Here is a 23,861-nt window from a genome sequence, read left to right as displayed (position 1 = left end):
CACCAACACCCCACAGGGCGCCGGCAGCATCAGATCCAGGTTCAAACATACTCAAAGAAATTGCTTCCTTTATAAGATGCTCGCGTTCACTATATAGTTCTCAAACAACAACCCCAACACACACCACCCCGCCAGGGAACACCAACACCCCAAAAAGGGGCACCAGCACCACCCGGCGAACCGGCCATGCACGGGAAAACCACGAAACACAACACCCCCACCCCCCCAACCAAGGGAAGGCAACGGGAACGTTGTTGTTCCAGGACCCAACAGTGTGCCAAACACCACCCAACACCACAAACCAACCCTCCATGATCCGTTCCCCACCCCCTTTCCACGCAAGCGCAAAAAAGGAGCCGTACTAGAACCGGGCCGGCCCGTGCCGCCAGGCACCTGCCTTATTGATATTCCACCCTTGAGCGGCCCGCCCGGAAACATGCGTCCCGGCAGCAGGCCATACTCCACGCACCCCCCACGAACGGTCCATGCGGACCCCGTGCAGGTGCCTGGTGCTCCTTAGAAAGGAGGTGATCCAGCCGCACCTTCCGGTACGGCTACCTTGTTACGACTTAGTCCCAATCGCCAGTCCCACCTTCGACCACTCCCTCCCTTGCGGGTTGGGCCATGGGCTTCGGGTGTTACCAACTTTCGTGACTTGACGGGCGGTGTGTACAAGGCCCGGGAACGTATTCACCGCAGCGTTGCTGATCTGCGATTACTAGCGACTCCGACTTCATGGGGTCGAGTTGCAGACCCCAATCCGAACTGAGACCGGCTTTTTGGGATTAGCTCCACCTCACAGTATCGCAACCCATTGTACCGGCCATTGTAGCATGCGTGAAGCCCAAGACATAAGGGGCATGATGATTTGACGTCGTCCCCACCTTCCTCCGAGTTGACCCCGGCAGTCTCCCATGAGTCCCCGGCACTACCCGCTGGCAACATAGAACGAGGGTTGCGCTCGTTGCGGGACTTAACCCAACATCTCACGACACGAGCTGACGACAACCATGCACCACCTGTAAACCGGCCGCAAGCGGGGCACCCGTTTCCGGGCGTTTCCAGTCCATGTCAAGCCTTGGTAAGGTTCTTCGCGTTGCATCGAATTAATCCGCATGCTCCGCCGCTTGTGCGGGCCCCCGTCAATTCCTTTGAGTTTTAGCCTTGCGGCCGTACTCCCCAGGCGGGGCACTTAATGCGTTAGCTACGGCGCGGAAAACGTGGAATGTCCCCCACACCTAGTGCCCAACGTTTACGGCATGGACTACCAGGGTATCTAATCCTGTTCGCTCCCCATGCTTTCGCTCCTCAGCGTCAGTTAATGCCCAGAGACCTGCCTTCGCCATCGGTGTTCCTCCTGATATCTGCGCATTTCACCGCTACACCAGGAATTCCAGTCTCCCCTACATCACTCTAGTCTGCCCGTACCCACCGCAGATCCGGAGTTGAGCCCCGGACTTTCACGGCAGACGCGACAAACCGCCTACGAGCTCTTTACGCCCAATAATTCCGGATAACGCTTGCGCCCTACGTATTACCGCGGCTGCTGGCACGTAGTTAGCCGGCGCTTCTTCTGCAAGTACCCTCAACCACACAACGTGCGGCCTTGTTCCCTACTGAAAGAGGTTTACAACCCGAAGGCCGTCATCCCTCACGCGGCGTCGCTGCATCAGGCTTGCGCCCATTGTGCAATATTCCCCACTGCTGCCTCCCGTAGGAGTCTGGGCCGTGTCTCAGTCCCAGTGTGGCCGGTCACCCTCTCAGGCCGGCTACCCGTCGTCGCCTTGGTAGGCCATTACCCCACCAACAAGCTGATAGGCCGCGAGTCCATCCAAAACCACAAAAGCTTTCAACCCCCCACCATGCGGCAGAAAGTCAATATCCAGTATTAGGCCCAGTTTCCCAGGCTTATCCCAGAGTTAAGGGCAGGTTACTCACGTGTTACTCACCCGTTCGCCACTAATCCCCGATGCAAGCACCGGATCATCGTTCGACTTGCATGTGTTAAGCACGCCGCCAGCGTTCATCCTGAGCCAGGATCAAACTCTCCGTTAATAAAACAAACAGACACACAACAACGCACCGGAAAAAGACACGAAGCCATGCACTAAATTCGAAACCAGCTAAACGATCATGCATCACCACAGGGGCGGCAACACACAACCAAATAACCAATCCATAAAACAATAAATTGGTATCAATAAAACTTGGCACACTATTGAGTTCTCAAACAACAACCACACCCAGCCAACACACCACCGGAACCGCTAAAAACAGCTCATATCCCGTGGCGATCAGTGCCGGAGCAACTTTTCAATCTTACCCGCAAGACTTTCAACAAGTCAAATCCATGCTTCAAACCGGTATTCAGTTCCCTGCAATTCTCATTGCGGGTTTTGAACACATAACATCGGGCCTATTTTGTAGGCTTGAAGTATTTGTCTGATCCAGAACCGGACTGTTTGCCCGGCGGGGTATTAACTCTAACACCTTGGAGCCGGGTTCGCCAAATGCCAGAAGGCCCATTCCGACACGGGCGTGTCAGTCCTTGGCCGGCTGGAGGTAGATGGCGCCAAGTGGCGGAATCCGGAGGGCAAGCGAGGCGTTCTGGCCGTCCCATGACTTTCCCTCCGCGGCGAGACGCCCTTCGTTAAGGACATTGGACCCGCCAAATTCCGCATGGTCCGTATTGAGGGCCTCCTCCCACTGGCCGGCGTGGGGCAGGCCCACTCGGTAACCCTCATAGGCGACGCCGGCAAAGTTGATGATGCAGACCAACGGGTTCCCCTTGCCGTCCCAACGGATGAAGGACACCACGTTGTGCGTGGTGTCTCCGCCGTTGATCCACGTGAAGCCCTCAGGCTTGTTGTCCTGGGCCGAGAGCGCGGGGGTGGCGGTGTAAACGCGGTTGAGCTCCTTGACCAACAGCTGGATTCCGCGGTGCGGCAGGTTCTCCGCCAGCCACCAATCCAGTCCGTGCTGTTCGCTCCATTCGGCTTCCTGGCCGAATTCGGTACCCATGAAGATCAGCTGCTTACCCGGGTGAGCCCATTGGAACGCCAAATACGCACGAAGGTTGGCCAGTTGCTGCCACCGGTCCCCCGGCATTTTTCGCAGCAGCGATCCCTTGCCGTGGACCACTTCGTCATGGCTGATGGGCAGCAGGAAGTTTTCCGTGAATGCGTAGACCAGGGAAAACGTGATCTGGTTGTGGTGCCAGCCGCGGTTCACCGGGTCCTCGGCCATGTACGTCAGGGAGTCGTGCATCCAGCCCATGTTCCATTTGATGCCGAAGCCCAGCCCGTTGGCGCTGGTGGGTGCGGTGACGCCGGGGAATGCCGTGGACTCTTCGGCAATGGTGACAATGCCCGGGTTTCGCCGGTAGGCGGTGGCGTTCATTTCCTGGAGGAAGCTGATGGCTTCCAGATTTTCCCGGCCGCCGAAGCGGTTCGGGCTCCACTGCCCCTCTTCGCGCGAATAGTCCAGGTAGAGCATGGACGCCACGGCGTCCACCCGCAGTCCGTCGATGTGGAATTCCTCGAGCCAGTACAGGGCGTTGGCCACCAGAAAGTTCCGCACCTCGTTGCGGCCAAAATCGAAGATGAGGGTCCCCCAGTCCGGGTGTTCGCCAAGGCGCGGGTCGGAGTGTTCGTATTGCGCACCGCCGTTGAACTTGGCGAGGGCCCATTCGTCCTTCGGGAAGTGGGCAGGGACCCAGTCCATGATGACGCCGATCCCCGCCTGGTGTAGTGAATCGATGAGGAAACGGAATTCATCCGGGTGCCCGAAGCGCGAAGTCGGCGCGTAGTACGACGTGACTTGGTACCCCCACGAGCCGCCAAACGGGTGTTCGGACACAGGCATGAACTCGACGTGCGTGAAGCCAAGCCATTTGACGTACTCGACGAGTTCGACGGCCAGCTCGCGGTAGGAAAGCCCCTGGCGCCATGAGCCCAGGTGTACCTCATACGCGCTCATGGGCGAGTTGTGCGGATCCCGTGCGGCGCGGGCAGCCATCCATTCTGAGTCCTGGAACGCGTAGTTGGATTCCACCACCCGGGACGCCGTCAGCGGCGGGACTTCAGTACCGTAGGCCATGGGATCGGCTTTTTCCAGCCACTGGCCGTGTTCGGTCAGGATCTCAAACTTATAGCGGTCGCCCACGGCAGCGTCAGGAATGAACAGTTCCCACACACCGCTTGTTCCGAGGCTGCGCATGGCATGCGCCCGGCCGTCCCAGTTGTTGAATTCGCCGATCACGCGCACTGCCCTCACGGCGGGAACCCACACCGAGAAGCTGACACCGGAAACATCGCCCAGGCTGGAGTGGAAGCGCTGCACATGTGCGCCCAGAACGGTCCACAACGTTTCGTGCCGTCCTTCCGCCATCAGGTGAAGGTCCAGTTCTCCCACGGTGGGCAGGTACCTGTAGGCGTCGTCGCTTTCATGCGTGCCGTCGGCGTAGCGGACCTGCAGCCGGTAGTCCGGGACATGGCCGGCTTCCTCCACGGGCACCACGGCAACCCATATGCCACCGAATTCGTGTGTCATGGCGTAGCTCCGGCCGCTGGTCACCACCTTCACCGACTCCGCCAAGTGGCGCAGCGTGCGGATGGTGGCAAATCCGTCCGAATCCAAATGCGCGCCGAGCACCGAGTGCGGTGCGTAGTACGTGCCCTCGGAAACACTGGCCAAGACTCCGGCCTCGACTGCCAGCGGTGCTGTCTTCTTCGGTCCCATGTCCACACTGCTTTCCCTTGATTCAAAAAAATCCCGTACGGCCTTTACCGGCACCCCAACCCAATCAGGCCGGTTCTGCAATTCATAAACAACCTCGTACAACGCCTTGTCCAGCCACAATGACATAAAAAGTGCCGAATCCGGTTCAATGCTGTTCGGCCGGACGTCCTGATAGCCGTCAATGAAGGCCGCGCTGGCGCCATGGACCCAATCCGCCGCGTCGCCAACCGTGGTGGAGCCGTGATTGACGGCGTGTGCGCCAGCGTAGTCGAGCGAACGCAACATGCCCACTACGTCACGCAATGGCACGTCCGGGTCGCTGCGTCCGGCCAGGGGGCGGAGTGGTTCGCCCTCAAAGTCCAAAAAGTACCACCGGGGACCGGCTGCGTCGCCCACGTGGAGGAGCTGGCCCAGGTGCAGGTCGCCGTGGATGCGTTGCAGGGGTGGCGCCTGACGCATTTGGCGCAGCTGTGCCATGATTTCGCCGAGCGCCTCTCCATAGGGCCCGACGGCGACGCCCGCCAACCCCCAGGCCCACGTGAGCCGCGCGATGACTGCCTCCACCAACGCGTCGGGCTGGGCGGCAGGGTCTTTGGCGCCCAAGGACGTGAGCAGGTCGCCGTGCATGTGTGCCAGACCGGCACCGATGGCGCGGGCGTGGGGGGCGAAATCCCTGCCGCTGGACGCCGCGGCCACTGCCATCCCCCACCCGTCCTCGCCGCCGGCGACGAAAGAGTGGATGACGAAGAGCGTGGTCTCGCCAGGCCCGGCGCCAAGGAATGAAGGCCGGACGCTGGCGGTCGCGTGCAAGGCGGGAACGAAGGCGCATCCGGCCCTGGCCAGCGCACGGCCGATCTCCACTTCGGGGTGCGCCCCGGCCTGGAGCACGCGGAAGAATTTAGCAACCAGGGGTTGGCCATCCAGGTCAAAGACCACCGAGCTGTTTGACTGTTCGCCCGGCATGGTCCGCATGGCCGCAACGCGCTCCGCGCCGCCGGCCCCCGCCACGTCGGCGCCACCTGCGCCCGTGCCGCCGGGGCCGCGGCCGCTGCTCCACGTGCGCACGCCCTCCAGCGGCGTGGCACCGGAAATCACGTCCAGCCAGGCGGACATGAAAGCGGGGTCGGCCAGCGCGTCATACACCCAGTGGCCGGAAGGCAGCTTCCCCAGCATCGCGGCGCCGGGGAGCCCCGGAGGGCTGCTGCGGGAGACGCCCAGCGGAACGTGCAGCGTGACGGGGGGACCGACGTCGTCCGCGGGCGGCGTCGAAACAGTGGGACCGGCGGGCCGTCCGCCTAACGCGGTGACCAACGGGAGCACGTCCAGGAACAGCACCGTGAAGGCCGTGCCGCTGGAGGTGGGCAGCTCCAGGGATCCAGCCAGGCGCAGGGTGCTGCCGTGACCGGCGTCGCCCTTGAGCGGATACCAGCGCTGGGCGGGCAGCCAGTCCGCCACGAGGCCAAGGAGCGCGCGGTCCATCAGCCCGCGGCCGATCCGGGGCAGGGGCGGGGCGCCGGGCCGGGCGATGGGGACGGCATTCCTACCGCCGAACGTGCAGGATGTGGGCCGGTTCCAGGTGTGCGTCGAGGCGGAAGTAGTTCTGCTTGCCCCAGTTCCAGGTGGCGCCGGTGATGAGCTCGTCCACGATGAATGTGCCGTCCGGGGAGAGTCCGTCCAGCTCCAACGCGTCCAGGTCAAGGGTGACCTGGCCTTCGCGCATGCTGTGCGGGTCCACGTTGATGACCACAATGATGGTGTCCTTGCGGGCCGGCGCGTGCGCCGTGGCCGCGACGGCCTTGTGTTTGCTGAAGACGAGCGTGGCGTCGTCGGAGCTCCGGTGCAGGGTCAGGTTTTCCAGGTCCAGGAGGGCCGGGTGGGCGCGGCGGATCGTGTTCAGCAATGTGACGAAGGGCGCCAGCGACTTCCCGGCGGCCTCGGCCGCGGCAAAGTCCCTGGCCTTGTATTCGTATTTTTCGTTGTCGATGTTCTCTTCCGAGCCGGGCCGGGCCACGTGTTCAAACAGCTCGTAGCCCGCGTACATGCCCCACAACGGGCTGCCCATCGCCGCGAGCACCGCGCGGATCTTGAACGCGGCGGGACCGCCGTACTGCAGGTATTCGGTCAGGATGTCCGGGGTGTTGACGAAGAAGTTGGGGCGGAAGTACGCGGCGGATTCCCGGCTGACGTGCTGCAGGTATTCCTCCAGCTCTTCCTTGGTGTTGCGCCAGGTGAAGTAGCTGTACGACTGCTGGAAGCCGGCACGGCCCAGCGCGGCCATCATCGCCGGCCGGGTGAAGGCCTCGGCCAGGAAGACGACCCCGGGGCTTTCGGCGTTGACGGTGCCGATGAGCCATTCCCAAAACCACACCGGCTTGGTGTGCGGGTTGTCCACGCGGAAGATCATCACGCCGTGGCTGATCCACAGGCGCACAATCCGCAGGATTTCGGCTGACAGTCCCGCGGGGTCGTTGTCAAAGTTCAGCGGGTAGATGTCCTGGTACTTCTTGGGCGGGTTCTCCGCATAGGCGATGGTGCCGTCGAGGCGGGTGGTGAACCACTCCGGGTGCTCCGTGGCCCACGGGTGGTCCGGCGCGCACTGCAGGGCCAGGTCCAACGCCACCTCCAGTTCCAGCTCCCGGGCCGCGGCCACAAAGGCATCGAAGTCCTCAAAGGTGCCCAGGTCCGGGTGGATGGCGTCGTGCCCGCCGGCTGCGGAGCCGATGGCCCACGGGGAACCTGGATCCCCCGGGCCGGCCACCAGCGAGTTGTTCGGGCCCTTGCGGTTGACAGCGCCGATCGGGTGGATCGGCGGGAGGTACACCACGTCAAAGCCCATGGCGGCGACCGCCGGGAGGCGGCGGGCCGCCGTCGTCAGCGTCCCGCTGGTCCACACGCCCGTGTCCGGGTCGCGGCGGGCGCCCTCGGAGCGGGGGAAGAACTCGTACCAGGCGCCCCGGCCCGCGGCGTCGCGCTCCACCTTCAGCGGGTAGTTCTGGCTGCGCGTCACCAGGTCCCGCAGCGGGTAGCGGGCGACGGCGGCACGCACCCGTGCGCCGGTGCCGGCGGCCAGGCGGTCGTTGGTGTTGAGCGAGACGTCCGCGAGCGCCTTGGCTGCCTGCTTGAACGTTTTGGCGTCTTCCGGGTGCGGCGTTGACGTGGCTGCCGTGGACAGCAGCAGGTGCCCCTCGGCCAGCATGACGTCGACGTCGACACCGGCGTTGATCTTGACCTGCGCATTGTGGGCCCACGTGGCGTACACGTCGGTCCAGCCCTCCACCGCGAACTGCCAGTCGCCCACCGCGGTGGGGGTCAGCGTGCCGCCCCAGGCATCCGTGCCCTTGCCCCGGGGGGTCATGCGGGCGCGCTGGACCTCCTTCCCGCTGGGGTCCAACAGGACTGCGGTGGCTCCGACGGCGTCGTGCCCTTCACGGAAAACGACCGCGCGGATGGCGACGTCCCCGCCGCGGACGGCCTTGGCCGGGAACCTTCCGCCCTCGATGACGGGCTGGACGGCCGTGACGGGTATGCGGCCGAAGCGCAGGCCCTCCGCCGGGGAAGCGGCCGGCGCAGGCGCGGCGGCCGTGTCCTGGCCCGCAGCGGCTTGCGTGCCTGGCCGGCGGGTGGCTGGTACAGGTGGAACGCGCTTCGAGGTAGTCACAAACATGACGTTAGCGACTCCGCCCCCATAATGCGAAGGCCTTGGGACGATATGGGGCTTTTCGGGGCGCTTATGAAGCGGCGGCCCGGGCGGAGAACCTTCGTTACGTCATGAAGCGGCGTTTATGTCACCGCCGTCGCCGGGCCGAAACGTTCATGGGCTAGGGTGACCGGCATGAAGGCCATACGCAGGTTCACCGTCCGTACCGTCGTCCCCGCGCCCATCGGGGCCCTCCCACGCCTGGCCACCAACCTCCGGTGGTCCTGGCACCTGCCGACCCGCCAGCTCTTTCAATCGCTGGACCCTGTCCTGTGGGACGAGGCGCGGCACGATCCGTTGGCCCTGCTCGCGGCAATTTCGAGCGAAAAGCTCCAGGCCTTGGCCGCGGACCCGGACGTGGTGGCACGTGTGGCCGACGCCGACCGGAACCTGGCCGCCTATCTGGAGAAGCCGCGCTGGTACCAGTCCCTTGGCGTGGACGCGCCGAAGACCATCGCGTACTTCTCTCCCGAGTTCGGCATCAGCGAGGTGCTGCCGCAGTATTCCGGCGGGCTGGGCATCCTGGCCGGCGACCATCTTAAGTCCGCCTCGGACCTGGGCGTGCCCCTGATCGGGGTGGGGCTGCTGTATCAGGCCGGCTATTTCAAGCAGTCGCTGTCCCAGGATGCCTGGCAGCAGGAGACCTACCCGCTGCTGGATCCCGACGCGCTGCCGCTGACCCAATTGCGCGAACAAGACGGCACCCCCATACAGATCTCCCTGCCGCTGCCCGAGGGCCGGGTGCTGCGCGCCAACATCTGGCGGGCGGACGTGGGCCGGGTGCCCCTTCTGCTGCTGGATTCCAACGTGGCCGCGAACGACGCCGCAGCCCGCGGCGTGACGGACCGCCTGTACGGCGGCGGAGGCGACCACCGCCTGGCCCAGGAACTGCTGCTGGGCATGGGCGGGGTCAAGGCGCTGCGCGTCCACGCCCGGCTGACCGGCATGCCCGAACCGGAGGTCTTCCACACGAACGAGGGCCACGCCGGGTTTCTCGGCATCGAGCGCATCCGCGAGCTCATGGACCCGTCGGTCACGCCCGACCCGCTGTCCTGGGACGAGGCCCTGGCGGCCGGCCGCGCCTCCACGGTGTTCACCACGCACACCCCGGTGCCGGCCGGCATCGACCGCTTCCCGCGGAACATGGTCGAGCACTTCTTTGCCGGCGAGCTCGCCCCGGGCGTGCCGGTGGAGAAGATCCTTGCCCTGGGCGCGGAAAATTACGACGGCGGCAATCCCGAGGTGTTCAACATGGCCGTCATGGGGCTGCGCCTGGCCCAGCGCGCCAACGGCGTGGCCAAGCTCCACGGCGTGGTCTCCCGCGACATGTTCTCCGGACTGTGGCCGGGCTTTGACCACGACGACGTCCCCATCACCTCCGTGACCAACGGCGTCCACGTGCCCACCTGGGTGGATCCGCTGCTGGCGCAGCTTGCCAGGGCGAAGTTTGGCGCCGACGTGCTGGACGGCCCGGACTGGGCCAAGGTGTATGACGTCAGCGACAGCGAGGTGTGGGAGCTGCGGCGCCGCCTCCGCTCGGCTCTCGTGGACGATGCACGGCGCCGCCTGCGCGCGTCCTGGAAAAAGCGCGGGGCCGCGGACGCGCAGCTGGCATGGACCGACTCGGTCCTGGACCCCGACGTGCTGACCATCGGCTTTGCCCGCCGCGTGCCCACCTACAAGCGGCTGACACTGATGCTGCGGGACCCCGCCCGGCTCAAGGCGCTGCTGTTGCACCCTGACCACCCCATTCAGCTGGTGATTGCGGGCAAGTCGCACCCTGCCGACGACGCCGGTAAAAAGATGATCCAGGACCTGGTCCAGTTCACGGACGACCCCGAGGTCCGCCACCGGATCGTCTTCCTGCCGAACTACGATATCGCCATGGCGCGCACCCTTTTCCCCGGCTGCGACGTGTGGCTGAACAATCCGCTGCGTCCGCTTGAGGCCTGCGGGACATCAGGGATGAAGGCGGCCCTCAACGGCTCGCTCAACCTCTCCGTCATGGACGGCTGGTGGGACGAGCTGTTCGACGGCGAAAACGGCTGGGCGATTCCCACCGCCAACCGGGGCACCAACGACGAGCAGCGCGACGACATCGAGTCGGCAGCACTCTACGAACTGCTGGAGACCCAGGTGGCGCCCCGTTTCTACGGCGACGCGGTGTCCGCCGGCGCGGGCGCCGCCGGACCGTCGCAGCCGGGACGGGGCGGCCTGCCTTCGCACTGGATCTCCATGATCAAGCACACCCTCGCCACCCTGGGCCCGGAGGTTTCCGCGGAACGGATGGTGAAGGAGTATGTTCAGCGCCTGTACCAGCCGGCCGCCGCATCCGGGCGGAGGGCCCGGGAAGCCGGGTACGCCGCCACAAGGGACCTTGCGGCCTGGATTGGCAACGTGCGCAACGAATGGACCGGCATCCGCATTGAGCACGTGGAATCGTACGGACTCGCGGATGATCCGCAGATCGGGCAGTCCCTGCGGGTCCGCGCCAACGTGTATCTGGGCACCTTGGTTCCCGAGGACGTCACGGTATCCGTGTCGTACGGCCGCGTCGGCGACACTGATGAACTCAGCGACACCCGTGCCCTGGATTTGCGGCACGCCACCGACCTGGGCGACGGCCGGCATCAGTTCGAGGCCGAACTGGTCATAGACCGTTCAGGCAGCTTTGGCTACGGCGTGCAGGTCCTGCCCCGCCACGCCGGCCTTGCCGACCCTGCGGAACTGGGCCTCATCGCCACGGCGTGACGAACCGCCTGGGCCTCGACAGGTCCGGCCACCGGGACCAGGGTCAGGCAGGCCCGAGTCCGTTGCGGTAGATCTGGACAGTGTTGGCCTCGACCGGGACCGCTTCCCCGGCCGGGACGCGCGGCACGGCACGGGACAGGCGGAAGGTGGGGACGCCGTCGTCGTTCATGTAGGGGCCCGCGGTGGTCATCCGCAGCTTGTACGGATGCGGCACTGTGGACGCGTCCGCGGCAAAGCGCGGGTTGGCCGGCAGTGTCACGAGTTCGTCCGTGATGCCAGTGTTGAATACCACGAGCCCGTCCACTTTGCCGTTGGGTGAGCCCATCAGCATGGTGAGGATGCGTTCGTGCGGGTTGGTCCACCGTTCCGGCGTCATCAGCTGGCCGTCGGCGCCAAACCAGTGAATGAAGGACTCGCCGCCGCGCATCGGGAAACTGCTGGGTTGTTCACTCAGGAAGTCCCTGCGGATCTGCACCAGACGCTTGGTGGCAGCCAGCATGGTCTGCGCCTCCAGATCCATGGACCAGTCCAGCCAGGCGATCTCGTTGTCCTGGCAGTAGGCGTTGTTGTTGCCGCCCTGACTGCGGCCCAGCTCGTCGCCGGCACAAATCAATGGCATGCCTTGGGCCAGCAGGAGTGTGGCCATCATGTTGCGCGCGCTCCGGGCCCGCTGCGCCAGAATCGAGGGGTCGTTGGTGATCCCCTCTACGCCGTGGTTCCAGCTGCGGTTGTCCCCGTGCCCGTCGCGGTTGCCTTCCTGGTTGTCCGCGTTGTGCTTTTCGTTGTACGCGGTCAGGTCCGCCAGCGTGAAGCCGTCGTGGGCGGTGACCAGGTTCACGGAGGCCATGGGACTGCGCCCGGATTTGGCAAACAGGCCGGCGGAGCCGCCCAGCGCGTCGCCGAGCTTGGCCAGGCTGCCTTGGTGGTGGCCGTCAAACGTCGCGGCGCGGTCGCTCAACCAGACCTCGCGCACGCTGTCGCGGAAGGAGTCGTTCCAGTCTGACCAGCCTGTGGGGAAGTTTCCGGTCTGCCAGCCGCCGTAGCCCACATCCCAGGGCTCGGCAATAAGCTTGGTGGAGGCCAGCACCCCGTCCGTGGCGGCGGCCAGCAGAAACGGATGCTGGTTGGTAAATTCGTGGGCGCCGTCGCGGGCCAGGGACACGGCCAGGTCGAAGCGGAAGCCGTCGATGTGGAACTCTTCCACCCAGTAACGCAGCGAGTCCATGGCCATTCTAATGACGTGCGGGTTGCCAAAGTTCAGCGTGTTGCCGCAGCCGGTGGTGTCCACGTACCTGCCGTCGCGCATGCGGTAGTACTGCTCCTCGCCGAGCCCGCGCCAGCTAAGCGCGGGACCGCCCTGTCCGCCCTCGGCCGTGTGGTTGTAGACCACGTCCAGGATGACCTCGATGCCGGCCAGGTGCAGCAGCTTCACCATGCCCTTGAGCTCGTCCTGCACGGCCTGTGGGCCGCGTTCCCGCGCGCCGGCACTCGCGTACGCCACGTGCGGGGCGAAGTAGCCCAGCGTGTTGTAGCCCCAGTAGTTGTGCATGCCCGTGCCGTGCAGGTGGGGCTCGTCAATATGAAAATGGATGGGCAGCAGCTCGACTGCGGTCACGCCCAGTTCCTGCAGGTGCCTGATCATGGCCGGGTGGGCCATGCCGGCGTAGCTGCCGCGGATCTCCTCGGGGATGCCCGGATGCAGGATGGTTTGGCCGCGCACGTGGGCCTCGTACATGACCGTGTTGCGGCCCGGGGTCCGCGGGCTTTTGGCCTCCCCCCAGTCAAAATTCGACTGCATGCGCACGGAGGCGTACTTCACGGTGCCGTCGGCGCCGGTGGCTTCGTCAATGAAGCGGCCGTAGGGGTCCAGCAGCAGCTGGACCATGTCGGGGTCGATGTTCCCCGCCGTGCCGTCCGGGGGGCCGGCACGGAAGCCGTAGCGGCTGCCCACCGGCAGGCCCGAGACCAGGCCGTGGTGCACGCCGTCGGTCATGTCCGGCAGCAGGACGGCCTTCCAGGCCGCCCCCGGCGGTTGGAAATACAGCACGACCCGCTCCAAGGCAGGGGCGTACACGGCCACGTTGACGGTATCCCTGCCTTGCTGGCCGGAATGCGCGGTGACGCCCAGCGGGAAGCGCCGTGAAAGCGCCGCCCCCAGCGTGCTCACATCCTCAACGACAGTTTCGGGCATACTACGCTTGGGCCGCCCGCTGCTTGGAGACCTCGTAGAGGCTGATGCCGACGGCCATTGAGGCGTTCAGCGACTCCATGGCCGAGTTGATGGGGATGGAGACAATCTGGTCGCAGTTCTCGCGAACCAGGCGGGAGAGGCCCTTGCCCTCGGAGCCGACCACCAGGCAGATGGGGTCCTGGGCGAGTTCGAGGCCGGGCAGCGAAACGTCGCCGTCGCCGTCGAGCCCGAGGACAAAGTAGCCCATCTTCTGGAAGGCGCCGATGGCGCGGTTCAGGTTCGGGGCCTTCGCCACGGGTACGCGCACGGCGGCGCCGGCGCTGGTCTTCCACGCGGCGGCCGTCACGCCCGCGCTGCGGCGCTCGGGAATGACGACGGCCTGGCCGGAGAACGCGGACACACTGCGGATGATGGCGCCGAGGTTGCGCGGATCGGTGATGCCGTCCAGCGCGACGATGAGGGGTGCGTTGGCAATGTGGCCCTTTTTCCACTTGTCCATGATGTCCCCGGCGGTGTCCACGGCATCCTCGTAGTCGTAAGGCGGGATCTGCAGGACCAGCCCCTGGTGGACGGCGTCCTCGGTGAGGCGGTCCAGTTCCGGCTTGTGGGCTTCCAGCAGCGGGATGCCGCGCTCGGTGGCCAGCTTGATCGATTCACGCACGCGCTCGTCCATGTCGACGCGCACGGCAACGTAGAGGGCCTTGGCCGGGATGCCGGCGCGCAGGGCCTCCACCACGGAGTTGCGCCCCGTGACGAGTTCTTCCGTGGCCTTGCCCTTGGGGCCGCTGCTGCGGCGCGGGGCAGGATTGCCGCCCGTGGCGTGCTTGGCGGCCGAACGTTCCGCCAGCTGCTTGCTCTTGTGGGCCTTGTGGTAGGTGCGTTCCTCGGCCTTCGGAGTGGGCCCCTTGCCCTCAAGTGCCTTGCGGCCCAGTCCGCCGGTGCCCTTGCTGGGACCCTTCTTGAGCTTGCGGACTGCGCCGGAGCGGGAGCTGTTGGCCATGGTAAAACCCTTACGATTGGTGCGGCCGCCGGTCTTTGTTCAGGGCCCCGAAGTCGTTAAACTGATGGATCCGTGCACGCGTTTTAGGCACACAGGAAAACGGGAACTGCAAACCCGTAGCTAACAGCTTACGGCCTGCAGCGGAATATCGTGATATGCGGGGCGAAAAGTGCGGTTTGTCACGGCTCCGGGAGGCATGGACGCTCGGTTGCAATCGGGGCAAAAAAGGGCAACGCTTCCGCACCCCTTGAGGGAGGGTTGCCGAAAAGTGCCCCGATTGCAACCGAGGGTTGGGGTCAGCGCTTCAGGGACCAGGTGGCGCCGGCGGCCGTGTCGGCCACGTCGACGCCGGCGGCCGCCAAGGCGTCCCGGATGCGGTCCGATTCGGCCCAGTTCTTCTCTGCCCGGGCCTTTGCCCTCGCCTCCAACTGGGCCTTGACAAGCACGTCCAGGGCCGCCGTTTCGGCTGCGGTGTCCCCTCCCCGCGACCACTGGTCGTCCAGGGGATTGATCCCCAGCGCCCCGGTCATGGCCACGGCCCCGTGGAATGCCGTCTCGGCGCCATCGCGATCCTTGGCGGCCAGCGCGGTGTTGCCGGCGCGCACGGTCTCGTGCAGCACGGCGAGGGCGGCCGGAATGTTCAGGTCGTCGTCCATGGCGGCACGGAATGCGGCCGGAAGCGACATGTTCCGGAACCAGCCGAACGCGCCGTCCGGATACAGGTAGCCCAGGGCGGCGTGCATGAACGTCTCAATGCGTTCGACGGCGGCCGCGGCCTCCGTGAGCGAGCCCGGGCGGTAGTCCAGCACGGAGCGGTAGTGCGCCTGGCCCAGGTAGTAGCGGACCACCAGCGGGCGGGCGATCTCGAGCATTTCGCGCGGGTTGATGGTGTTGCCGATGGACTTGGACATTTTTTCACCCTCGTAGGTGACCATGCCGTTGTGCATCCAGAAATTCGCGAAGCCGTGGCCGGCCGCCTGCGACTGCGCCATCTCATTCTCGTGGTGCGGGAATCGCAGGTCCAGGCCGCCGCCGTGGATGTCGAACTCCGTGCCGAGGTACTTGGTGACCATGGCCGAGCACTCCAGGTGCCAGCCCGGCCGGCCGGGGCCCCACGGGGACTCCCAGCGGGCCGTCTCCGGCTCGCCCTCCTTGTAGCCCTTCCACAGCGCGAAGTCGCGCGGATCGCGCTTGCCCCGGGGATCGGCGTCGGGCGCGGCCTGCATGTCATCGATGTTCTGGTGGGTCAACGACCCGTAGCTGGCCCAGGAACGCACGTCGAAGTAGACGTCACCGGAGCCGTCCGGGGCCGGGTACGCGTGTCCACGCTCGATGAGCTGGGCAATGAGGGCGTGCATTTCCGGGATGTGGCCGGTGGCGCGGGGCTCGTAGGTGGGCTTGAGGATGCCGAGGGCGTCGTAGGCGTCCTCGAAGGCCTGCTCAAAGCGGTAGGCCAGGGCCCACCAGGGCTCGTCGTTTTCGGCGGCCTTGACCAGAATCTTGTCGTCAATGTCCGTCACGTTGCGCACCACGGTGACGTCCAGGCCGCTGCTTTGCAGCCAGCGGGTCAGCTGGTCAAACGCCAGGGCGGAGCGGACGTGGCCGATGTGCGGCTCGCCCTGCACGGTGGCGCCGCAATAGTAGAGGGAGACGCGGCCCTCCTGCAGCGGGACAAAGTCACGGACGGCGGCGGTGGCGGAATCATAAAAGCGCAGGGTCACGGCTCTAGGTTATCCTCTCGGGCGGCCTCTGCCCCGGCTGCCCGCCCCCGCGGCCTGCCGGCCGGCACCACGAGCGCGGTGGCGACGGCGGTGATGCCCTCCCCGCGCCCCGTGAAGCCCAGGCCGTCCGAGGTGGTGGCGCTGACGGACACCGGGGCGCCGGCCGCAGCGGTCAGCGCGGCCTCCGCCTCCGCACGGCGCGGACTGAACTTGGGCCGGTTGCCCACGAACTGCACGGCGATGTTGCCGATGTCAAAGCCCGCGTCCCGGACGATGCGTGCCGCTTCGGCCAGCAGCGACGCCCCGCTGGCACCCTTCCATTCGGGCCGGTCGGTGCCAAAATGGGTGCCGAGGTCGCCGACCCCGGCGGCCGAAAACAGGGCGTCCGCCGCGGCATGGGCGACGGCGTCGCCGTCGGAATGGCCGGCGAGTCCGCGTTCGCCGTCCCACAACAGGCCCGCCAGCCAAAGGGGTGCCGGCTGGTCCGCGGGCGCGAACGCGTGGGTGTCCACGCCGATCCCCGTCCGCGGCAAGACGGGCCGCTGGCGCGCCTCAGCCACGGCTACCCCTCCACCCAGCGCGGGCGCAGCGGCCCCTGGAGCATGGCCTCGGCCAGCAGCAGGTCCATGGGTGTGGTGATTTTCAGGCTGTGTGTGGAGCCCTGGACCACATAAACGTCCTCGCCGATCGCCTCGACGAGCATCGCGTCGTCCGTGATGCCGGCGGCGGCGTCAGCATCCAGGGTCCCAGCATGGGCGTGGGCGCGGCGCAGGGTTTCCAGCTGGAACCCCTGCGGTGTCTGCACGGCACGCAGACGGTTGCGGGCCGGGGTCCCGGCGACTTTTTCCACGCCCGCGCCGGTGGCCGGCAGCTCGGCCGGGACCACCGACTTAATGGTGTCCACCACGGCAAGGGCCGGAACGACGGCCTTGGCCCCGTCGCGCAGGGCAGCAGCCACGCGGTCGAAAACGCCGGCGGGGGTCAGCGGGCGCGCCGCGTCGTGGACCAGCACGCTGCTGATGCCGGGCATGACCACGGCCAAAGCCGTGCGGACGGATGCGGCCCTGTCGGCACCGCCGTCGACCACGTCCCACCGCACCTCACGTCCGGCGCCGGATTCCTCGGCCAGCTGGTGGCACAGTTCCACCAATTCCTCGTCGCCAGCCGGAACGGCGATGCAAATTTGCGATGCCAGCCCGGCGTTGACCACGCCCCGGACGGCATGCGCCAGCATGGGTGCGCCACCCAACGGAACCCTCGCCTTGGGCATCCCGTGGCCCAGGCGCTGCCCGGAACCGGCGGCAACAATGATGACGGCGCAGCGCGCGCCCGTTTCCTCGATCATGACTCCACAGTAGCCCCGGCGCGAAAGGAACCCCGGCACCGAGGTGCCGGGGTTCCTTCTGGGGGCCTGCATGCCGCTGCGGGCGGGCCGTTCGGTTGGCTGCTGCTACGAAGCCAAAACCTCGTCCAGGACTTCAGCGGCCTTCTCTTCGTCTGTCTTTTCCGCCAGCGCGAGCTCGGAAATCAAGATCTGGCGGGCTTTGGCCAGCATCCGCTTCTCGCCCGCGGACAGGCCGCGGTCGTGGTCGCGGCGCCAGAGGTCGCGCACAACCTCTGCGACCTTGATGACGTCGCCGGAGGCCAACTTTTCCAAGTTGGCCTTGTAGCGGCGGGACCAGTTGGTGGGCTCTTCCGTAAATTCCGCGCGGAGCACTTCAAACACGTGCTCCAGTCCTTCCTTGCCCACAACGTCGCGGACCCCGACCAGGTCAACGTTTTCCGCGGGCACTTCGATGGTTAGATCCCCCTGGGCAACCTTGAGCTTGAGATACATCTTCTCTTCACCCCGGACCGTGCGCATCTTGATCTCTTCGATCTTTGCCGCACCGTGATGTGGGTAAACTACTGTCTCGCCGACCTCAAAAAGCATGTGGATTCTCCCTTTCCAATACCCCTAGTTTACCACGTCCGCACACCCACTCCCTTGAGTTTCCGCAGGTCAGGGGCCCCTGACGCTACGCCCACGGCACAATTGCTCCAACAAGTGGAGATTTTTTGGGCCCTTGACTAATCGGCTCCGAAGTGCAGTGTGGGGCGCGCACAATACACTCCCCCGCCGTGAAACCGCCATGAAAGCACGCATTTGCCCTGTTTACGGATAAGCTGGTGCCAGATATTTGTCTTTTGCCATGAGGAGTTACTGACGTGAGAAACGCTGCCGGCCTGCCCGGAGCCAAACGAGCAAAGCGCTTGGGCCTGATTGCCGCCATCGGCATTGGTGCCCTGGCGTTCACCGGCTGCAGTGCCATCAACGAGCAAAGCACCACCAAGATCAAAACCGTGGCCGACGGCGTGGACACGGACCTGGGCAGCCTGGCGCTGCGCAACGTGTTGATCGTCTCCCACGGCAACGATGCCCCGGGGGCCGTTCTGGGCACCTTCTACAACAACTCCAAGTCCAACATCTCCCTGACCATCAGTGGCGGCCAGGGATCCCAGACGGAAGTGACCGTCAAGCCCGGCGTCCCGTTGGTCCTCAACGGCGACACCGACAAGGCCATCCTCAGCACGGTCAAGGCCGCTGCCGGCGCCATGGAAGTGATTCAGCTGCGCGAATCGGGCGCGTCCACGGAGTCCACCTCGCTGAACGTTCCCGTCCTGGACGGCACGCTCGCCGAATACAAGCCTGTGCTTCCCACGGCAACGCCGTCCGCATCGGCCACGGCAACGCCGTCCGCGTCGGCCACGGCAACGCCGTCCGCGTCGGCCACGGCAACGCCGTAGCAGCGTTGCTGCAGCAACCACGTTGTGCCCAAGGGCCGGCCCGCTCGTTTCGAGCAGGCCGGCCCTTCTTGTGTCCGGGCCGCGAGGTGGCATTATTCCGCCCGCCCCGGCACTGCCCGCTACGGCTCGAACTTGTAGCCCAGCCCGCGGACAGTCACCAGGAAACGCGGCGCGGCCGGATCGGGTTCGATCTTGCTGCGGATCCGCTTGACGTGCACGTCCAGTGTCTTGGTGTCGCCCACGTAGTCTGCGCCCCAGACCCGGTCGATGAGCTGCCCGCGGGTGAGCACGCGCCCGGCATTGCGCAGCAGCATTTCCAGCAGTTCAAACTCCTTCAGCGGAAAGGCCACGGCCTCGCCGTGAACGGTCACAACGTGCCGCTCCACATCCATCCGGACCGGGCCGGCATGCACCGTTGAGCTGACCAGTTCCTCGGGTTCGCCCTGCCTGCGCAGCACGGCGCGAATGCGGGCGATGAGCTCGCGGGAGGAATACGGCTTCGTGACGTAGTCGTCGGCGCCGAGCTCAAGCCCGACCACCTTGTCAATTTCCGAATCCTTCGCCGTCAGCATGATGATGGGCACGGTGGAGCGCTGACGCAGGTGCTTGCACACCTCGGTGCCGCTCATGCCCGGCAGCTGCAGGTCCAGCAGCACCAGGTCGGCGCCGCCGCGTTCAAAGGCAACCAGGGCGTCCAGCCCGTTGTCCGCGACCTCCACCTCATATCCCTCCCTGCCCAGCAGGAAGGACAGGGGATCACTGATGGACTCTTCGTCTTCGACAATTAAGATCCGGCTCACGCGTGCTTGCTCCTTGAATTGGCGCTGTGGTGTGGTTCAGCGCTGGTGACGCTCGGCCGGAAGGCTCCAGCCGCCGTCGCTGGTGGACGGGGAAAGTTCGGGCAGACGCACGGTGAACGTGGAGCCTGTCCTGGGCGCCGACCAGAGGGTGACCTCACCGCCGTGGTTGCCCACAACGTGCTTGACGATGCTCAGCCCCAGACCGGTGCCCCCCGTGTGGCGGGACCGGGCCGCATCCACCCGGTAAAACCTCTCAAAGACACGTTCCTGGTCCGCCGGGGACATGCCGTCCCCCTGGTCGGAGACACTGACGCTGACGACGCCGTCCCGCACCGAGAGGCCGATGCCCACCTGCGTGTTTTCCGGGGAGTAGCGCACGGCGTTGTCGATGAGGTTCCGCAGCGCGGTCACCAACTGGGCGGCGTCGCCGTGGACCCGGGCGGGGACGGCGGGGCCCACGACAATGGCGATGTTTTTGCTCTGGGCCGCCAGCCGGGTCCGGTCCACGGCCTCGGCGATGACGGCGTTCATGTCAACGTCGGCACCGGCCTGGGCCACGTCCTTGCTCTGCAGCCGGGAGAGTTCGATGATGTCCTGGACCAGGGCGGCCAGACGGGCGGACTCGGTGATCATGCGTGAGGCGAAGCGGCGCACGGTGGCCTCGTCGTCCGGGAAGGACTCCAGCGCCTCGGCCAGCAGCGAGATGGCACCGACGGGCGTCTTAAGCTCGTGGGAAACGTTGGCGACGAAGTCGTTGCGCACCGCCTCGGTGCGGGCAATCTCGGTGCGGTCGTCGGCCAGCAGCAGGATGTAGTCTTCCCCCAGCGGGGCCACGCGGACCTGGATGACCAGGGTCCCCTGGCCGGGGCCGGGCTCGTTTCCGGGGCCGTTTCCGGGGCCGGGCGTCTGGCCGGGCGCGGCCGGCCGCTGTGGGGCACCCGGGTCCGTGTCCGGCGTCGTACGCGGGGCACCGTCCGGTCCGGGCAGGACGACGCGCGGCAGGAGCAGGTCGCGTTCCTCGATGACGCCGTCTCGGCGCACCCGATGGGCCAGGTCCAGCAATTCCTGATGGACCACCGTGTGGCCGCGGACCAGACCGAAGGCATAGGCGCCCGGGCTGGCCCGCACCACGCCGTCGACCACGTCAATGACAATGAACGCCTTGCCCACCACGGAGAGGATCTCAGCGGAACCCTCCGGAAGCGACGGTTCCCGCACCTCCACCATCTGGCGCCGCGATCGTTCGCTGGCGCTGAAGGCGAGCATGCCGAACACGCCCATGGCCAAGCCAACCAGTCCGGCCGCAACTCCAAGCAGCAATGGATTCACATCCCAAGACTATGCGCACTTTCCGCCCGGTTCACCCGGAAGGGCGCCCCGTGTCCGCCCGTTCAACCAACGTTCACTTTGCGGTGCCTGCGCGTTCATCCTCGCGTGGCAGGCTGGGTCATGATCGAGCCCACCTGTGTGTTGGGCTGTCCATGAAAGGAATCACGCGTGCGCAAAGTTTTTCAGGCCGAACTTCACCAAATCGGGGAGGGCCTGGTGGAGATTTCGTCCTTGGTGATCGACGCCATCGAAAAGTCCACCGCCGCCTTCGCCGCTGCCGACCTGCAGGCCGCCCAGGACGTCATCGCCGCCGACGCGCGCATCGACTTCCTGCAGAACGACCTCGACGAGCGTGCCATTGACGTCCTTGCACTGCAGGGCCCGGTGGCCAGCGACCTGCGCATGATCGTCGGCTCGCTGCGCATGAGCGCCTCGCTGGAACGCATGGGCGACCTGGCCCGGCACATCTCCCAGCTGACCCGGCTGCGCTATCCCCGCCACGTGATCCCCGCGCCGCTGGTGGAGACGTTTGCGGAGATGGCCCGGCAGGACACCGTCATTGCCCGCAAGGTCTGCGAGCTGCTGGACTCGCGGGACCTGGAACTGGTCAATGACATCACCGCCGCCAAGTCCGAGATCAACGCACTGCACAAGGCGGTCTTCTCCGCCATGGGGGCACCGGACTGGGCCGAAACCCCCGCCACCACCGTGGACGTCACCCTAGCCAGCCGCTACTTTGAGCGCTTCGGGGACCACGGCGTTTCCGTTGCCCGCAAGGTCTCCTACCTGGTGACCGGGGAATGGCAGCCCGAGGACTTCCTGGCCGGCTAGGCGCTCGTTGAGCCCGTAGAACTCCGGGTCTCGACGCCCTCGCAGCACTCTCTGCCCGACCACCGGGACGACGGCGGCCGGTGACCTTTCGCTTGAAAGGTCACCGACCGCCGTCGTACTTGTCCCGGTGAGGTTCGAGATAACGACGGTCATTATCTCGAACCTCACCGGGAGGGGCTATTTCTTGCCCTGGTTGGCCACGGCCTGGATGGATGCTGCGGCGGCCTCCGGGTCCAGGTACGTGCCGCCGGGGGTGACGGGGGCGAAGTTCTCATCCAGTTCGTAGACGAGTGGGATGCCCGTGGGGATGTTCAGCCCGGCGATGGCCTCGTCGGAGATGCCGTCCAGGTGCTTGACCAGTGCACGCAGGGAGTTGCCGTGGGCCGTGACCAGGACCGTCTTGCCGCCCTTGAGGTCAGCCTTGATGTCCGACTCCCAGTACGGCATCAGGCGGACCAGGACGTCCTTGAGGCACTCGGTGCGGGGCAGGGCGTCGCCCAGGCCGGCATAGCGGGGGTCGTCGGCCTGCGAGAATTCGCTGTCGTCGGGAAGCGGCGGCGGCGGGGTGTCGTAGCTGCGGCGCCATTCCATGAACTGCTCCTCGCCGAACTCGGCGAGCGTCTGGGCCTTGTCCTTGCCCTGCAGGGCGCCGTAGTGGCGTTCGTTCAGACGCCAGTCGCGCTTGACGTCGATCCAGCCCCGGTCGGCCGCCTCCAGCGCCAGGTTGGCCGTGTTGATGGCCCGCTTCAAGCGCGAGGTGTAGAGGATGTCCGGGAGGAGGTTGTTCTCCACGAGCAGCTCGCCGCCACGCACGGCTTCCTGCCGGCCCTGGTCGTTGAGGTCAACGTCCACCCAGCCGGTGAACAGGTTCTTGGCGTTCCACTCACTGTGGCCGTGGCGGAGCAAAATCAGGGTATAGGTCATGATTTCATCCTAGCGGCCGGGGCTGCGCGGGCCGGAAGCGGTGCGAAATGCTACGCGGACTTTGCAGCTGCGCACGCCTGCCGGCCGGCAGCCAGCCGTGCGCTGCAGCCAGCCGTGCGCTGCAGCCAGCGACGCCGTGAGGCTCGACACCTTTTTTCAGCCGGACGCGGACCGGCATTTACTGTTAGTCAGTGGTTCAACGTGCCCAAAGGGTCGAAACAGCTTCCACCGGCCCTGCACAACGCGTCAACGTTCCGCGTGGTGCCGGCCGGGCGCGCAGCAAACCCTTTGGCAATCCCACCCGCGGCACCACCAACCCAAACCGCCTGCGCCGCGTGGACCGCTGGCTCGCCGGCCCCGAGGCCTGGCGGCTGCGCCGGGACGGCACCGCCGCCGCCGGTCCGCTGGTGGTGGACCTGGGCTACGGCAGCTCCCCCACCACGGCAGTGGAACTCCATCACCGCATCCGCGCTGCGTGCCCCGACGCCCGCGTGACGGGCATTGAAATCGAGCCCGACCGCGTGCGCGCGGCCAAGTCCCTGGAACACGACGGGCTGGACTTCCGGGTGGGCGGCTTTGAAATTCCCGTCCCCGGGCACGCGACAATGGTCCGCGCCTTTAACGTCCTGCGCCAGTATGACGAAGCCGATGTCCGCCTCATTTGGGGCACTGTCTGTTCCCGGCTGACGCCCAACGGCATTTTCGTTGACGGCACCTGCGACGAGATCGGCCGCCGCAGCACGTGGGTGGCGCTGGACGCCTCGGGCCCGCAGAGCCTGACCATCTCCATGCGGTTCGGCGACTTTGAGCTGCCATCCGACGTGGCCGAGCGCCTGCCCAAGGCCCTGATCCACCACAACGTGCCGGGCGAAAGGGTCAACGACTTCCTTCGGGCCCTGGACCAGCATTGGCTGGCGGGTGCGCAACTGGCTCCGTTCGGGAACCGCCAGCGCTGGCTGCTCATGTGCCAGCGGATGTACGACGCCGGCTGGCCCGTGACGCGCGACCCCTCGCGCTGGCGCTTGGGCGAGTTGACGGTGGCCTGGTCGGCCGTGGATCCCCGCCAGGGAGCGGACTCCGGCTAGGAAGC

General features: G+C 66.1%; 15 protein-coding genes and 1 rRNA gene. 4 read left to right on the top strand and 12 right to left on the bottom strand.

Going from position 1 to position 23,861, the window contains the following annotated elements; genetic code table 11:
- Window positions 1-520: 520 nt before the first annotated feature.
- The 3 genes from DMB86_RS04970 to DMB86_RS04960 form a co-directional block, all read right to left on the bottom strand.
- Window positions 521-2,055: ribosomal RNA gene (locus DMB86_RS04970) — 16S ribosomal RNA — on the bottom strand.
- Window positions 2,056-2,541: 486 nt separating this feature from the next.
- Window positions 2,542-6,219: a 1,4-alpha-glucan branching protein GlgB gene (gene glgB / locus DMB86_RS04965; RefSeq protein ID WP_227878604.1), complete on the bottom strand. Its 3,678-nt coding sequence runs from the start codon at window positions 6,217-6,219 to the stop codon at window positions 2,542-2,544.
- A 61-nt stretch (window positions 6,220-6,280) separates the two neighbouring features.
- Entirely contained in the window at window positions 6,281-8,404 is a 2,124-nt protein-coding gene (locus DMB86_RS04960) for an alpha-1,4-glucan--maltose-1-phosphate maltosyltransferase (RefSeq protein WP_113716817.1), read from the bottom strand.
- Between the two features lie 168 nt (window positions 8,405-8,572).
- On the opposite strand from DMB86_RS04960, the gene glgP reads away from it, so the two are divergent.
- Window positions 8,573-11,188 (top strand): alpha-glucan family phosphorylase, encoded by a 2,616-nt coding sequence (gene glgP, locus DMB86_RS04955; protein WP_193926265.1) that lies wholly within the window; start codon window positions 8,573-8,575, stop codon window positions 11,186-11,188.
- Between the two features lie 43 nt (window positions 11,189-11,231).
- Here glgP and glgX read toward each other — a convergent pair whose 3' ends face one another.
- The 6 genes from glgX to DMB86_RS04925 form a co-directional block, all read right to left on the bottom strand.
- The gene (gene glgX, locus DMB86_RS04950) at window positions 11,232-13,379 is read right to left on the bottom strand and encodes a glycogen debranching protein GlgX (RefSeq protein WP_113716815.1); all 2,148 of its coding nucleotides are present in this window, start codon (window positions 13,377-13,379) and stop codon (window positions 11,232-11,234) included.
- 1 nt (window position 13,380) lies between these two features.
- On the bottom strand, window positions 13,381-14,379 hold the full coding sequence (gene rlmB / locus DMB86_RS04945) for a 23S rRNA (guanosine(2251)-2'-O)-methyltransferase RlmB (RefSeq protein ID WP_113716814.1): 999 nt from the start codon (window positions 14,377-14,379) through the stop codon (window positions 13,381-13,383).
- A gap of 296 nt (window positions 14,380-14,675) precedes the next feature.
- Window positions 14,676-16,100, bottom strand: coding sequence for a cysteine--tRNA ligase (cysS, locus tag DMB86_RS04940; RefSeq protein ID WP_113716813.1), 1,425 nt, complete (start codon window positions 16,098-16,100; stop codon window positions 14,676-14,678).
- Window positions 16,097-16,660 carry a 2-C-methyl-D-erythritol 2,4-cyclodiphosphate synthase gene (gene ispF / locus DMB86_RS04935; protein ID WP_113716812.1) on the bottom strand — a complete coding sequence of 188 codons (564 nt, stop codon included), beginning with the start codon at window positions 16,658-16,660 and terminating at the stop codon, window positions 16,097-16,099. The genes cysS and ispF overlap by 4 nt, the downstream gene beginning before the upstream one ends.
- A gap of 2 nt (window positions 16,661-16,662) precedes the next feature.
- A complete protein-coding gene (ispD, locus tag DMB86_RS04930) occupies window positions 16,663-17,445 on the bottom strand; it encodes a 2-C-methyl-D-erythritol 4-phosphate cytidylyltransferase (protein WP_113716811.1) in 783 nt (260 codons plus the stop codon).
- Between the two features lie 105 nt (window positions 17,446-17,550).
- The gene (locus DMB86_RS04925; RefSeq protein ID WP_062004578.1) at window positions 17,551-18,033 is read right to left on the bottom strand and encodes a CarD family transcriptional regulator; all 483 of its coding nucleotides are present in this window, start codon (window positions 18,031-18,033) and stop codon (window positions 17,551-17,553) included.
- A gap of 275 nt (window positions 18,034-18,308) precedes the next feature.
- Here DMB86_RS04925 and DMB86_RS04920 point away from each other — a divergent pair, with 275 nt between their 5' ends.
- The gene (locus tag DMB86_RS04920; RefSeq protein ID WP_113716810.1) at window positions 18,309-18,887 is read left to right on the top strand and encodes a hypothetical protein; all 579 of its coding nucleotides are present in this window, start codon (window positions 18,309-18,311) and stop codon (window positions 18,885-18,887) included.
- A gap of 119 nt (window positions 18,888-19,006) precedes the next feature.
- On the opposite strand, the gene DMB86_RS04915 is transcribed toward DMB86_RS04920, so the two are convergent.
- A complete protein-coding gene (locus DMB86_RS04915; RefSeq protein WP_113716809.1) occupies window positions 19,007-19,687 on the bottom strand; it encodes a response regulator transcription factor in 681 nt (226 codons plus the stop codon).
- Between the two features lie 36 nt (window positions 19,688-19,723).
- On the bottom strand, window positions 19,724-21,016 hold the full coding sequence (locus tag DMB86_RS04910) for a sensor histidine kinase (protein ID WP_227878603.1): 1,293 nt from the start codon (window positions 21,014-21,016) through the stop codon (window positions 19,724-19,726).
- A 168-nt stretch (window positions 21,017-21,184) separates the two neighbouring features.
- Here DMB86_RS04910 and phoU point away from each other — a divergent pair, with 168 nt between their 5' ends.
- Window positions 21,185-21,847, top strand: coding sequence for a phosphate signaling complex protein PhoU (gene phoU / locus DMB86_RS04905; protein ID WP_113716808.1), 663 nt, complete (start codon window positions 21,185-21,187; stop codon window positions 21,845-21,847).
- A 177-nt stretch (window positions 21,848-22,024) separates the two neighbouring features.
- Here the strand turns inward: phoU and DMB86_RS04900 are convergent, their stop codons facing one another.
- On the bottom strand, window positions 22,025-22,771 hold the full coding sequence (locus tag DMB86_RS04900; protein WP_113716807.1) for a phosphoglyceromutase: 747 nt from the start codon (window positions 22,769-22,771) through the stop codon (window positions 22,025-22,027).
- A gap of 191 nt (window positions 22,772-22,962) precedes the next feature.
- Between DMB86_RS04900 and DMB86_RS04895 the strand changes: the two genes are divergently transcribed.
- Complete coding sequence (locus DMB86_RS04895) at window positions 22,963-23,856, top strand: class I SAM-dependent methyltransferase (protein WP_113716806.1); 894 nt, start codon at window positions 22,963-22,965, stop codon at window positions 23,854-23,856.
- Window positions 23,857-23,861: the final 5 nt, after the last annotated feature.

This window comes from Arthrobacter dokdonellae (genome assembly GCF_003268655.1).
Taxonomy (GTDB): domain Bacteria; phylum Actinomycetota; class Actinomycetes; order Actinomycetales; family Micrococcaceae; genus Specibacter; species Specibacter dokdonellae.
This window is presented reverse-complemented; position numbering and strand designations above follow the sequence as displayed.

Excerpts from the sequence above, each read along its gene's own strand:
- ispD (WP_113716811.1), bottom strand. The coding sequence starts at position 17,445 with ATGATCGAGGAAACGGGCGCGCGCTGCGCCGTCATCATTGTTGCCGCC.
- DMB86_RS04960 (WP_113716817.1), bottom strand. The coding sequence starts at position 8,404 with ATGTTTGTGACTACCTCGAAGCGCGTTCCACCTGTACCAGCCACCCGC.
- glgP (WP_193926265.1), top strand. The coding sequence starts at position 8,573 with ATGAAGGCCATACGCAGGTTCACCGTCCGTACCGTCGTCCCCGCGCCC.
- glgX (WP_113716815.1), bottom strand. The coding sequence starts at position 13,379 with ATGCCCGAAACTGTCGTTGAGGATGTGAGCACGCTGGGGGCGGCGCTT.
- rlmB (WP_113716814.1), bottom strand. The coding sequence starts at position 14,379 with ATGGCCAACAGCTCCCGCTCCGGCGCAGTCCGCAAGCTCAAGAAGGGT.
- DMB86_RS04900 (WP_113716807.1), bottom strand. The coding sequence starts at position 22,771 with ATGACCTATACCCTGATTTTGCTCCGCCACGGCCACAGTGAGTGGAAC.
- glgB (WP_227878604.1), bottom strand. The coding sequence starts at position 6,219 with ATGGACCGCGCGCTCCTTGGCCTCGTGGCGGACTGGCTGCCCGCCCAG.
- DMB86_RS04925 (WP_062004578.1), bottom strand. The coding sequence starts at position 18,033 with ATGCTTTTTGAGGTCGGCGAGACAGTAGTTTACCCACATCACGGTGCG.